The 14030-nt window shown below is 33.9% G+C and carries 11 protein-coding genes; 1 reads left to right on the top strand and 10 read right to left on the bottom strand.

What is annotated here, in order from left to right:
• Positions 1-274 precede the first annotated feature (274 nt).
• The 4 genes from HNR77_RS23055 to HNR77_RS23040 all read right to left on the bottom strand — a co-directional run bounded on the left by HNR77_RS23055 (position 275) and on the right by HNR77_RS23040 (position 5443).
• Positions 275-2140 carry a TniQ family protein gene (locus HNR77_RS23055; RefSeq protein ID WP_184189594.1) on the bottom strand — a complete coding sequence of 622 codons (1866 nt, stop codon included), beginning with the start codon at positions 2138-2140 and terminating at the stop codon, positions 275-277.
• Between the two features lie 71 nt (positions 2141-2211).
• A complete protein-coding gene (locus HNR77_RS23050) occupies positions 2212-3996 on the bottom strand; it encodes a TniQ family protein (protein WP_184189592.1) in 1785 nt (594 codons plus the stop codon).
• A 25-nt stretch (positions 3997-4021) separates the two neighbouring features.
• Complete coding sequence (locus tag HNR77_RS23045) at positions 4022-5017, bottom strand: DGQHR domain-containing protein (protein WP_184189590.1); 996 nt, start codon at positions 5015-5017, stop codon at positions 4022-4024.
• 33 nt (positions 5018-5050) lie between these two features.
• Positions 5051-5443: a hypothetical protein gene (locus HNR77_RS23040; RefSeq protein WP_184189588.1), complete on the bottom strand. Its 393-nt coding sequence runs from the start codon at positions 5441-5443 to the stop codon at positions 5051-5053.
• 121 nt (positions 5444-5564) lie between these two features.
• On the opposite strand from HNR77_RS23040, the gene HNR77_RS23035 reads away from it, so the two are divergent.
• The gene (locus HNR77_RS23035; protein WP_184189586.1) at positions 5565-5891 is read left to right on the top strand and encodes a helix-turn-helix domain-containing protein; all 327 of its coding nucleotides are present in this window, start codon (positions 5565-5567) and stop codon (positions 5889-5891) included.
• A gap of 36 nt (positions 5892-5927) precedes the next feature.
• On the opposite strand, the gene HNR77_RS23030 is transcribed toward HNR77_RS23035, so the two are convergent.
• The 6 genes from HNR77_RS23030 to HNR77_RS23000 all read right to left on the bottom strand — a co-directional run bounded on the left by HNR77_RS23030 (position 5928) and on the right by HNR77_RS23000 (position 13730).
• Positions 5928-6872 carry a TniB family NTP-binding protein gene (locus tag HNR77_RS23030; RefSeq protein ID WP_184189584.1) on the bottom strand — a complete coding sequence of 315 codons (945 nt, stop codon included), beginning with the start codon at positions 6870-6872 and terminating at the stop codon, positions 5928-5930.
• A 4-nt stretch (positions 6873-6876) separates the two neighbouring features.
• Positions 6877-8955, bottom strand: coding sequence for a Mu transposase C-terminal domain-containing protein (locus tag HNR77_RS23025; protein ID WP_184189582.1), 2079 nt, complete (start codon positions 8953-8955; stop codon positions 6877-6879).
• A gap of 309 nt (positions 8956-9264) precedes the next feature.
• Positions 9265-9714: a TnsA endonuclease N-terminal domain-containing protein gene (locus tag HNR77_RS23015; protein WP_184189580.1), complete on the bottom strand. Its 450-nt coding sequence runs from the start codon at positions 9712-9714 to the stop codon at positions 9265-9267.
• Between the two features lie 436 nt (positions 9715-10150).
• The gene (locus HNR77_RS23010; RefSeq protein ID WP_184189578.1) at positions 10151-10330 is read right to left on the bottom strand and encodes a hypothetical protein; all 180 of its coding nucleotides are present in this window, start codon (positions 10328-10330) and stop codon (positions 10151-10153) included.
• Positions 10331-10378: 48 nt separating this feature from the next.
• Complete coding sequence (locus HNR77_RS23005; RefSeq protein WP_184189575.1) at positions 10379-12712, bottom strand: DUF2726 domain-containing protein; 2334 nt, start codon at positions 12710-12712, stop codon at positions 10379-10381.
• A 139-nt stretch (positions 12713-12851) separates the two neighbouring features.
• Positions 12852-13730, bottom strand: coding sequence for a hypothetical protein (locus HNR77_RS23000; RefSeq protein ID WP_184189573.1), 879 nt, complete (start codon positions 13728-13730; stop codon positions 12852-12854).
• Positions 13731-14030 lie beyond the last annotated feature (300 nt).

The following is a 14030-nucleotide window of genomic DNA, read 5'->3' as shown; positions in this document are numbered from 1 at the left end:
ATGGAACTTAAACAAGCTGCCGCCTGCGCGATACAGACAGCAGCTTGAAGCAGCCTAACCTTTTTTAATTTGTCCTGTACAAGGGGTACATTTTACAGTTTAGTAGTACCTTTTTTTATTTCTTTAATTTCTAAACAGTCATAAGACAGCAATGTGTATTACAAACCTTAATCCAAACTTCAGTTAGATATGGATTTTCACACCAAAGGTAAATACTGTGGCAGGCCTTGAATACAGCCGTTAGTAACAGCATGGAATTCAATATTAACCATTTTTAATTCCCCTCAATGTATTCTCTTCTTAAGTTCAAAAAGATCTCCTTGACCCTTGGATGAGTTATGATGTACTTTTTAGGAACCTCACTGACCTCAACAATGCGTTCATATGATGGGTACTCTCCGTGAGCTTTTATGAGGTCAAATGATTCCTTGATGCGTTCTATTCGCTCATCTTCAAGTGAGCGAGTTTGACTCATTTTTTGTTTAGCTTTTTCTTCTTCAATATATTCAACAATGTCAGGGTAGTACTTTAACATTGTTTTCCTCGTTGTATTGAGAAAATGATACAACTGAGCATCAAAAATACTTTCAAACAACTCATTCTTTATTTGAATATAATTTCTAATTTCATTCAAGAGGCTGTTTTTTTCAGGTAGCTTACTTAAATTCACAGCAGGTTTAGTGATTCTTTTTCTGACTAATTTCTTTTTATTGGTCGGCTTAGTTTCTAATTCCACTGCATCGAATAAATGTAATTGGACCTCAGGATTGAAAAAGTAATAAAAGTAAACTCGCTGCCCCCATCTATATCGTTGACTAGCTTGGCTTATTAAAGAGCTTCCAGTAGCATCTAATTTTTTGAAATGTTCAATTGGGTGCCCGATAGGATTCTTCGGTGTATTTTTAGTCAGTTTGATATCCAGTTGACCTTTAACAGAGAAATAAACACTATATTTAAGTACTTTATATCTGGTTAGATTAAGACTTTTCGCTATATCCTGTTCAAACTTATTTTTCATTAACAAGGGTAATACTTTATCCCATGCCCATAGATAAGATTCGCCAACTTCAGTGAAATTTTGATTTCCCTTCCGCGCATATTTTACATAACAACAAGAACACATAAATACTGTGGAATAAATGATACCTTCCCACTTGAAAATATTCATATTCGTCCGTACCATAGTTTCATCTTTATGGTATGAGGGACACCAAGGTGATTGACAAATAGGTATTTCTGAAGAACGCATGTTATATTGATTTACAGATTCAATAAATTGTGTTGGAATTTCGATTCTAAGCAGATCAGATATCCCTATTTTCATACTGAGTACTAGGTTTATTAATTGTCCCAATGTTGGTCTAGATCCCTGTCCTCTATCATAAAAACTTAATAAACGAGATTTAAGATCAGTCGTAAGGAATTCGACTCTCGATTGGTCGAATAACTCTCGTTTACCAGAGCATATGAATAGGATCAAAAGTGCAAGATACTTACTTTTGGGTTTTACTTTTTCATATTCAAGTTCCAAATCAGTATTTTGCAAATCACACCATAGACTATTCAATTCGTATTGCTCTTTTGAAGGTTCAATAGAAGTTTTCTGCAATCTGTGGTTAAATTTTGTAAGCTTTTCACCACAGGAGTAACACTCCCGTTGTACCAACGACGGACTGATGTATGGTTGATCCCTGGAACAAGAAGGACATTTACTAGTTATATTTATCCCATGATGAATACAAACTTTTAAATCATTAACTTGCCAAAAAAGTAAATATGAATTCTTCTCTTCTAAACATAGAGGACAAAATCGCCGGTACCTCCTATTAAAGAGATTAAAAAAGAAATCATTATAGGAAATCGAATACTGTTCATTCTCATCTATGAATAATTCAACAATGTGACTAAAAGAGGTATGTCGAAAAACAGTCTTATCTGTCTCCAATAAATGTGTCAGCTTGTCTAAGTTGGTTATATACTTCGGATTAAAATCTAAATGATGGCTTCTTGTACTCTTAATATCTGCAAAGTGAAGCAGTGACTGATAAGACATCTGATTACGCACAGCAGTTCTCATTAAAAAAGCTGTCAATGATTCACCATTGTACGGCCGAGTTTTAATAGTTAGTATATCTTCCATAAAACGGAGCCCCTCTCATATTATAACAATGCCAAAAAAAAAAGACTGATATGCAATGAGCTTTTTTGAGCTCATTGCATATCAGTCTTTCCACCGGGCGATATTCCTAAACTTCTTTCCTTAATGAGAACATTGACTTCTGGGGCAAAGCCACATAAATAACTTTGACTTAAATTCAGCCTTTCATAGATCACTTTCATTTCCATATCGTTTTTCCATTCTTCACGAAAAAACTTTTCTATACGTCCCATCCAATCCTCAATCCTTTTACGACGTTGAAGCATTTTTTGTTTATATTTCATATCTTTAATATACTCATGAAATCCCCACTTTCTAAGGGTTTGCACAGTAATTCCTAAAGCATTATAGATTTCATGATTAGTAATTTTAACTTCGCTCTGAATGAGACTCCAACAAATCTCAGACAGCGTATGCTCAACCCCGTTTTTGCTTTTACGTTCTGGTTGGCTTTTCTTCTTCATATTTAATGCTTGCATGACTCGAGCATGGTACCTGTAAGTTAAGTAATGCCCCTCATTCTTCCAAGAAGTCCATTTTATAATATTTGATATTCTTACTCCCGCTTTTAGTGCATTCACGAAACGAACCACGAGTTGATCGTCATATATATAACTATAGTCACCAATTAATCCTCTACAAGTTAGATAGGCTAAAAGCCTTTTATTTTGTGAAACCGTTAAGCCCGTGATTGAACACATCTCTCTCAGTGAAAGTTGAGAAATATCTTCTGCCTTAATCGAAAGGTATCCCTTGATAAAATATGAACGTTCAAGCAATGAATCTTCATAAATCTCATACTGACACCCACATTCGCTACAATACATATAGCATTCTAATTTCCGATCCCCTTTAATCTTTGTGCTTGTACCTGTAAATTCAAGAGACCCTGCTTGCAGGTAGAAAGAGCACCAGGGGGCTTCGCAGTAATATTCATTACTATTTCTTGGTTTATCAGCGTCTAGAATTTTATCTTCATACTTCTTTGGTACATCAATTCGTATAAATTCTTCGAAAGAAAGATTAGCCTCACATAAAAAACGAATAATCGTATCTAAATGAATGGATCGTTTATAATTCATACTGTTGCGTGCAAACTGTAATAAATAGCTTTTTTGAATTCCTATTCTTTCATAAAAATCGTTAGACACCTCGTCTTTTGATGATACATATAAGATCCTCATTGCTATATCTTTACTATCAAAATTGAAGGGCTTAGTTGATAAAAGTTCCTTTAAAATATCACGTATACGAAACTCTTCGGAGAGGGAATTTAAGTCTATAACCTTAGAGTCTCTATCTTCTCTAGCCAGTTTACTTTCACAATATGGGCAACATCCGATTTGACGAATAGAATTATAATTTATGGGTCGATTGCAGGAATTACACAAGGATATCAAATGAGTACGGTGTTTAAAACAGAAATGGACAGTTTCTATTCTCCACAATAAAGAATAATAGTCACCCTCACTTAAACAAGCAGGGCAATAGTGTAAATATTTACGAATTACACCTTTCATGAAACGACTACTCTCCGGTTTTCCTTCTCCCTTAAATTTCATCAAAATATTCTGAAAACTCAACTCTCTTAAAGAACCTTTCTCCAAACAAAGATGTTGTTCAACCAATTCGATATTCAATACATTATTAGGATAAAAATCCAAGCGTGAGATATCGGATGTTTTTATATGATCGGAGTTACTACTCCTATAATTGTTCATAAACCAGTGAATACCTGCCCCGTTACTACGTGCTACACGAATAATGAAACTACTTAAAGATTCCTCTTCCTGAGGTCTGACTTTTACAGATAAACTAGAGGAGTTTTCTATCTCCAACGTAGACCTCCTATCCCTGAGGGATTCATCTAATTTGCATTTGTTCCACTAAATCTGCTGCTAAAGCTTTAGAACCTGAGATTCCTTTAATATATTTCAATGGACCATCAATAGACCAATCTACGTTTTTTAAATTGTTCACTTTCCTGGTGATCATTTTATAGTCGATTTTCCCATCGTCTTTAATACAACTTTCTATTAATTCGGCACCTGCCAAAGACAATGCATCCAAACAAACGATGTGAGTTAGCCGTTGTCCTTTGTAATCGATCCACTGTGAATAAAATAGTTCTTTAATCGTGTTGTAATACAGTAGAGATAAATGAAGTTTTGTTTCTTTGGTAAGTCCAGATGTATTGTTTTTTTTAGTTAGATAGGTAATCGTTCGGTACAAATTTTGCAAAGTAATATGTCTTCCTTTATTTCGTTTTCCAACAATACTACCGATGTGATAAAAAGGACTTTCAGCTCTTACAATAAGCTCTGTTGCAATCCAACTAGTGTCATCCGACTGCCTGGTTAGATATTTACTTAAAGATGGTCCAATTCCCTTAGCCTTGGTATTAATAATGTTGAATAGTTGAATTTCCTCATCTTCATCCAAATAATGAAATGCAACGAATGGAACGTTAAGCTCCGAATTTGTCTCTTGTATATATCGCTTAATTCCACCTAGCCTATGCTGTCCATCCATCAGAGAGGCTTTAGCCTTACAGACTAATCGACCAAACGAAGGACGCTGCTTATCATAAGCTATAAACTCCCAGCTCGATGCTGCATTTAACAGCAATGGGGTAAATAACGCATCATCTCCTTTAGATAGATAAAAAGAGAATTCATTACATCTTCGAATATCAACGGGACGTTGGTATCCTTTACCTGATGGATCATCATAAGCCTTAACATAGGTTAGAGAAATTGCATCATGTGCAGAGAATGAACTTTGATAAGCTATTTTGCCTCGAATTTTACATAAAAGAACATTCTCAATAACGACTTGCTTTACTAAACTGGAATTCATGTTGTCATCAAGCTCCTTGTTGTTTTTCCAGAATTAACTGTTGAAGTCATCAAAATAATGGAGAAATGAGGTTAGATCAATGTTTTCCTCTTGTTGAGAAGTCTTAAAATGATAAGATTTCGAACCATCTTGGCTTACTTCTTGAGAGTATAACAAGCCTACTGTTTTGTATCTTGATTGTGTATGATTGATGTCTTGCTCTATACCGATTAAAGAAGTAATTTCTTCTGCTTCTTCTGCAGATAAACTAACTAATTCATTGGATTCCTGACTGCACTCTAATCGTAGCAATTCAAATGACTCCTCATCTGTAACCAGTATGAAGAAACAATTCTTATACGAAATATATCTATCAATTCTGAATACTTTCCGAATTAGCCATTCGTCGATCAAAACAAGCAGATTCACCTTGTTGTGACTACCCATAAGATGACTCTCCTTTATTTCAGATGACCTTCGGTATTTATTATAACCAATTTAAAGTTACTTTGTATACCCTACTTGTTTTAGTTTACTTTGTCTATTATTGGGCATGAGGTGAATATAAATGGATTTTAAAAATACGGGGACTAGGATTCAGGAACTCAGAAAAAAGAAATTTCATAACCGAAGTCATTTTGCTCAAGCCCTCCAAACATCAGATGAAAACATTAAACGAATTGAAAGTGGACGAGGCTTACCTAGTATAGATTTACTGATCAAAATGTCACTTACTCTTGAAGTAAGTACTGATTATTTGCTATTCGGAGCCGTGACTAATTCAGACGATGAATTCACCTCCACACTTATTCGACTACAACACCAACTCAGCCCGGCAGGAAAAAAAGCGTTACATAACATAGCAAAAGAAATATATCTCCTCGAAAAAAGATAAAAAATAATCGCCATAAATTGGCGATTATTTAGTGATTTATTTGACCCGTTTTCGTATTATCTTTTCTATGTCGTTTTTTGTGATATCACCGACAGCATTCTTTTTGGCTTCAATTAGAATGTTTCCATTTAACCTTTTTAATTTATCAAAATCATTAAAACCTTCCTCCATTACACCTAATAACTCCATTGCACTTTGCAACATAGGCACAAGCCAACCAATGAAGCCAAGTGAGAGTTTGTGCAAGACTTGGGGATATCCTATAGTAGAATTTGCCAGACCAATTGGCGTTTCTAAGCCTAATTTTAACTCGATTTCATTTAGCAAAGAGATGAAGCTATCATCACATTGTTCAAATCGAGGTATTGTACGAGGGGGGTAACGACCTATGAACTGTTCATTCATTGTTCTTAAAACTTCAATTTCTGGAGTGCCAACACAAATCAAACAAACCCCAGCTTTGTTTGCAAGCCCTTTCAATAGTTCCATGGCCTGCTCTCTTGTTTTAGAAGCGTAAGGTAGCAGATAATCTAATTCATCTAGTATAAGCATCTCAGTTTTATGTTTTTTCAAAAGGTAAAGTGCTCTGTCTTTGAGCTGGCCAACTTCCACTCTCCCATATAGTTTTACGGCTCCAAGCCCCTCAATGATGTTGTTATAAAATTCCTTTGGTGTGAATCGATCAGGTATTTCCGCATAAACTACAGGTATGATTTTTACTTTTGAACCTTCTTCGTCGAAATAGTAACTGTCCTCACCTTGCTTAAGGCTTTGCTTTGCATAGCGTTTAACTGCCTGAGTTTTTCCGACTCTCGATTTCCCCATTAGAAACATATGATGAGGTGAATTAAAATTATCAATCCCCCTGCTTCTCCACATTCTCTTAGAGTCAAGTGATTTCCATATTTGCTTAACTTCCGGATGCTCAATATAGAGATTGATTACCCTATCTTGAAACTCAATGTATTGGTCTTTTTCCACAGGATCACCTCTGTTCAAGTTGATGATTTAAATCTTCTACTAAACGCAATAGTTCATCATCACCGTTTGAGAAATCTCTTTTCCCTGGTTTTGAATTTTTATTAAACTGTTCTAGACCTAAATTAATTACTTTCCTTCTACCCTTGTTGGTTTTCTTCATATCAAGTATACGATTCATTAATATATCTTTGGAGTGAAGTAGATCGGATTCATTTGGAATAGCTCCCGTTGACTTTGCCTTTTCACGGGAGATTTTCAACAACAATTTATAGGTTTTTTTCTTCATTCCTTTTAGAACCTCATATGGAGGATTGACTGCAAGAACCTTTATATATTCATTTGATAAGTGATCTAGCACATAGATATGTGATATATCATCAATATCATATTTCACCTTGTATTTAGAACGGTTAATTTTAATCTCTTTTCCCGGCTCAATCGCGTTGTAATATACATTGTCCAATCGTACTCCTAGCCTAGAAAACGTAAGATCTTTTGTGGGGAGCAGAGCGATATGAAACGCCTCTTCATCTTCATCGTCAATATAATCATTCTGCCCCCCTATATTGAGTCCCTTTTGGTATTGCAAGTGAGGCGTAGCACTATCAAATGGAAGCGATGAATGGATATCATGATGATAAATATCTGTGATAAATCGAGTTAACAATTCGGTGACGTCTTCTAAGGTGTAGATAGCTTCACCTTCGGAATCATAGTCTCCTTTTGCTTCTATGCTATTTTTTGTGGTTCCTGCCAACCGATGTATTAGCTTAGTGTTTACCGTTCCAAACAACCGTTCAATCGTTCCACCCCAACGTGGAGTAGCCACTGGCCTATACATAACTTGTGATTCAAGGGTATTATCAATTAAATATTTGATTTCCCGATTGTCGAATTCCTTCCCATTATCAAAATATATAATGTCTGGTATTCCAAATACTTCCCATTCATGAATGGTTCCATATTTCTCTTTAATCCTTTTTTTAAATATGCCATGCTCTATTGCTTTTCGCACTTTATTGGCAGAGGGACTATCGAACGAAATATGCATACACCATATGCATCTACTATATACATCAATCCCTAATGTCAGCCATGGACGCCCAATGACCTCCATTGTTGTCTCATCGACAACCATTATATCCATCTCAGTATGGTCGATTTGAACCATATGGAGAGAGGACTTAGCCTCAGTATTAGAAAACTGACCTGTGACTCGGTCATAGACTTCGGATGCAACAGTCCCATTACGCATACGCAAAACCATTTCTTCATCTAATCGATTCAAAATAGCATAAATAGTGTTATAGCCTAACTGCGGTAGTCCCGTTTTTTCACATCTAATATCAATAATATCTTTAACTTCAAGAATGCTGGGTTGTTTTTTATTAAGATAATGTTGTTCAATGGCTTCTTTTAGAATTGATACGTACCCTTCCTCCAAATAAGTTCGAATCGTACATAGTATCCACTCTTTCTTTCGAGGATGGCAAATCTCAATGCTTCTCATGTCTTTCCGATTGTACGGATGTTTCAATTTTTCGGACACGAGACCATGTAAGCCCCATTCGCTGAATTGTTCTTCACTTCTGTATTTTTTTAAATCTCTTTCTATAGTTCGTGTGGAAACATCAAATTTACTAGCAATACGTTGAATGAGTTGCTTCTGAGTCATCGATTTTACTTCTATCTCTCTACCATCCAAATATTCTGCTCCATATTTGTCTTGAAATCTGATGACGGCCCTCTGATCACCTGTTTTCACTCTCTCAAGCAATAAGATAGGTTGAATCATTTCAAACTTGCGGGTGATCTTCTCTCTATTCTTTTCTGATAGAGAATCTATAAAACCATTAAGTTGAGCTTTACTAATAAACTCCCTATTTGTTGCCTGAACCGCGGCTTGTTTCTTTAATAGTTTAAATCCACTATCCTGTGTTAAATAGTAATAGCTCACCTCTTCAGCAGATAGTTCACCAGTAAGCGGTTGGATGATTACATTCGGAAAATTTAATTCAAGTACTACATATCTTCTTCCATTAAGTTCAAATTCATCATTGATCCTAAGTGCTGAGCGTCTCATTTAATTCCCCCTTCTTCAAAAAGCATTGATTTTTCTAACATGAGGTATGGGTTTCCAATTCTAATATCACTATGAATATGAATTGGTTCAAAGAGGTTAACCCAAATCTGTGCTTCAGCAATTAAATGATAGATATGTGGGATGATGTATTTCCGCTCGCAAATACTCTCAAAACTAATAACAAGCCTTTCTATCGTACAATTTTCCAAATAGGAGAGTTTGTACAATAGTTGTGGGATTAGATCTGAAAAGTGTTTTCTTTTCTTTTTATACCGAATAATATTTTTGACATTGGAAATTACTATAGTATCAGTAGATTCTGGGAAAAATGACAGAATAGTTCCATTTTTCTAATCTAGCATATTCTTCGCAAGCTTGATTGTGCCTAAGAAATGAAACGTAATTTTTGTCACCTTCCTGGAGATCTTTCGCCTTAACCTGAAATAGCATGGGTGGGTAACCAGTACGATACACTAAAACATCTGGGACATGTTCGTATACCTTCAATTCTTGATTACTTATAAATGAAACAGGGACATTGATAGGCTGTACATAATACCGGACGGTTTTAGGGTCAAGTTCAAGGAAATAGTAAAACAAACATTCGGTTAAAGATTCATACTCTACTGTTTTATTCATTTTCTGACTTCGGATGGAACCGATATTGAAACCAAAATATCGGCTCATAGTGTTATCTACTTTTCGTTTGGGATAATAAATCCGATCCATCTCACCCCAGTCAGTGTTATTCCAGTCCATATTCTACCCCACTTTACAATTGATATAAACCCCATTAAAACAAAATAATATCACAAAAAAACATAAATTGGATTTACGTTTTATTTCATTTTCATTTTCTTTTTGCATACGGAACAGACTTCAACCACATTGAATTGAACTCTAAAATCAGTATTACCTATAATTCAATTCATATCCCTTTATTTGTCTATCTAACTGCTGTACCCTAAACATGATACATTAATCTTGTTTTAATTAGACTAAAAAAAGCCGCTAAAATAGCGACTTGGAATGGAGCCATATTCATATACAGTGTACTCTTTAATATGTTAATAATTACATATTTACTGATGTTTTTAAATGTATCCCATTCACTTGTTTGCTGTGTTCTTATACAACTAGAGAGGATAGATACATTACTGAAGCTATTCTCACTTTAGTAAACAGTTTCATGCGACTAAAAATCATCAGATAGACTCAATACTCTTTTACAAATATCACACTTTACTTGAACCACGAGACCAATTCCAGTTGGCATAAATGTATAAGCATATTTTGCACCGGTTACATCAGTTGATTCGCAAGAGTCCCAATCGTCAATTTTTTTCATCATATCACCTGTGATTTCAAATATCATGTGCACTCCTCTAGATACTTTCTTTAAATTTCTTACTAACGTTTGATATCAATAATACTCATAAATAATCCTGTCTAGTTGAGGGAATTCCTTTTTTAATTCTTCGAATATTCTATCCTTACTCATCTCCACTATAGAATAAAGTTCTTCGGAGATACTGATTAATAGATCGTCATCTACAAAATCATCGACTTTCGATTTTTGAGCTATCCCCTTTCCGACTACTTTGTTCCACGTCAACTCTACCTTCTTGAAATCATACTTTGTATTTGTGAGTAAACCAAATTTTTTAAAATCAACTTCATTTATAAATCTATTGTTGGTCTCATCTTGTTTCAGCTCAAGAATCAATTCTTTCGTAGCATCCCTTATTTGATGTTTTAACGTTTCTGCAGGAATACTGTTATTAAAACGAATACGAATCAGGGGAATACCACCTAACTGAAAAATTAGATTTTTCCACTCATCTCGGCTTCTCACAGTCATATTATCGTGATACACACTATCTTTTTCAAATGCTATTATAGGTGTATACATTGACGTACTTATAACTGCAAAATCAACATGGGCCATAAACAGATAATTGAGTTGTTCATTTGTTATAAACTCTCTTATTTTATCAACCTCAAAAATTGTTTTTAAACTGATATTCGGGAAAACGAAATGTTGTGGAAATAATTCGATTAAGACCTTATACATTGTAATTTCGGATTCGTGATAAAAAATGGGGCGATACAGGGTTGAATTATCGACTTTAATAATTTGCCTTTCAAGTTTCGGATCAACATAATCGGCAATGAGTTCTTCTATTACTGTTTCAATTGAATAAGCTCCATTTCCATTTTCTTTAATAAGCTTTAATTCAATTAGTTTGTTAATATTATTTCTCACAAAAGTTTCACTTTGTTTACTCGCTTGTATGAGTTCATCAATTGTTATATGTTCGTTAGGCTGTAACTTATATATAGTAAAAAGCAAATTCCTATGATATTTATTTATTTTTTTGAAATAAGTATCCTTAAGTATACCTAGACGTTGTTTTTCCTGTTTCAGTTGTTTCTCAACTCTATTTATATTTTTTTGTATAAGTTCGTCGTCAGGCTCTAGCTTGTTCGCATGCCGATAATACTCGAGCGCACCCATGTAATTCTTTTCATCTTCCTCAAGTATTACACCTATATTGTTATAAATCACGCTTGAGTTATCCCCCATTTCGATGCCTTCTAGATATACTTTTTTTGCAATATCAGTATGTTGATGTTCTTTTAGGGAGAAAGCAATTTCAAACCACTTTCGCTCACTATCTACTATCCCCTTCAAATATAATTCTGATAACAAATCATACTTTTTATGATCAAATAAAACCTCTACTAAGCTATTTGTAATTTCAAAATTAGATCTGAAACTTGTATCTTTTATGAAAAGTAAACATTCTATGCAATTTGCAATTAGATCTATTTTTTCAGAATCATCAACATGCTCTAGTAAATCAAAATAGTCTTTGGCAGGGGTGAATTTTTTGTTTTTCTCTCCCCAAATAAATGCTTTTTTACTTACTCTATTTAAAAATTCAATCTCATCATTGGAAACCTTATCATAGAAAGTAAGTTCAGGATCATTAGTACTTTCTATTTGAAAATCGATTAAGAAACGATATAATTCAAATATTTCCTTTGGTAATAATCCTTCTGCTAACACCTCTAATTTGTTGAATTGTTCCAAATAAGAAGAATGATCATTTATGATGGAGTATTGTATTTCATCATAAATTAATTTCACACAACTTACAGAATGCCTCACAAGTAAGCTTTTCTTGATCTTTTTTTCCATCATGATACGAATAACCTCTATGTATGTTTCAATGAACTCTAAATTAGATGGAAGACAATCTGGATTAGAATAAGACGGGAAAATTAAGATGTTAACCAATTCTTCTGGGGATATCACAGTCCACATCTTTAATAAAGGATCAGATACAGTACCGGTATGTTTATACTCGCATATTAATTGTAATGCAATGAAAAATAAGTTACTGGTGTAATCAAAGTTTCCTTTGGATGACCTTTCATCTTCTAAATACCAATTAATTTCCTTTTCTACAAACACGCCAAACGTCTCATATGCTCTTTTGTATTCCTTAACTTTAATGAATCCAAATTTCATGTAATACACCATTAGAAAATTGAATCTCAATTCTTGGTTTGAATTATTTTCGAATGCCTCCTTCCCATTTTGGAGCACATAATTAACTCTAGTAAGTATGTTTTCTAATGTGTAGAAACTATCAATATATGCTTCATATTCAGCGTTATTCTCAAAATCCTCACGCTTTTGAGCTTGCAGCAACTGAAGCAATTCTTCTGGGGTGTTCGCTTCAATCATGACTATCTATCTTCCTTTCTCGTTATATTTTGATGTTATCAAAAAAACAATATAGAAAAGTATTAGAATGCTTAATTGGCACCTAATCCAAACCCATTAACGTAGAAATAGGGTTTAAATTCGAAAATCAAAGAACTAGTCATTTTTTCTTAGACTGTATAATAAAGATTATAATCATTAGAAATAATCCAACGACTGATATGTTTTCCATCACTTTTGAATTATCTTCGGCAATGTTTATATAGGTAAGAGACCCAATACCTAGAATAGAAAAAAAGATGATATAAGTATTGGGATTCGTTTCAGCCATTAATATATCCGTTAACTTGTTCTTACTAGAATTCTCTACAGTATGTTGTTTTTCAAATTCACATTTCTTTAAAAAACTCTTCAAGCTTTCAATTTTGGAAAAATGCTCAGACTCATATTTAGGTTCTATGTTTCCTGCAAGTAACATTCCTTCTGCACATAGATATGTTCCATTTATGCTAGATATGGTATCTAAAAGACATTCTTTTTTCCCTCTCTTTAGCAGGTATATAAGATCATCTGTAATTAATTTCTGTAAATCTTTGACTAGCTGTATTTGAAGATCGGAACTTTTAAAAATATACACATTATTTATATTGCGTTCTAGTAAACGTAAATACTTGATTAACTTTCTATTTATCATTCGAATCTTCATTTTGCTTTTATCTTCTTCTATAAATTCTTCTAATAAAGAAAAGTAGACATACAACTTTTCATTTAGATCTTTTGATATAACTTCACGTTCAAGGAACAATATCAGAAAAATGGACAGCACTAGACAGGCCACAAATGTACCTAAACAGTAAGAGGCAACTACCGTATTAATAAAAGCAAAAACAAACATAAGAATAAGAGACATTATCGAAGAGAACAGAAAAATCAAGGTAGAATAAAATAAAATTACATCTACCGATATATTCGTTACAACTTTAGACTTTTGATCATTACTTAAAAGTATCGCCTTATACCTCTGTTCGTTTTTAATCATTCTCCACCTCAACATATTTTTTTTGTCGAATGCCTTCTTAAACCATTTATCAAAAAGATATTACTAATTATCACAAATCAGTTCCTGCTATAGCTCCACTAACATCCTTCTCAGGAACTATTTAACTAACACTAACATACTAATTATTTTATCGAAACAAAAAACCTCCTAATACGAACTAACATTCCTATTTGTCATTCTTCCCACACTCTCATTACCAGAATAACCTCACAATCAAATAATCTGAACCTCAATTGGTTAAGCAATGGAATTCAAAAGTAAAAAGTTGATGCTGAATAT

It is taken from the genome of Paenibacillus sp. JGP012, from assembly GCF_014203995.1.
Classification (GTDB): domain Bacteria; phylum Bacillota; class Bacilli; order Paenibacillales; family Paenibacillaceae; genus Paenibacillus; species Paenibacillus silvae.
This window is presented reverse-complemented; position numbering and strand designations above follow the sequence as displayed.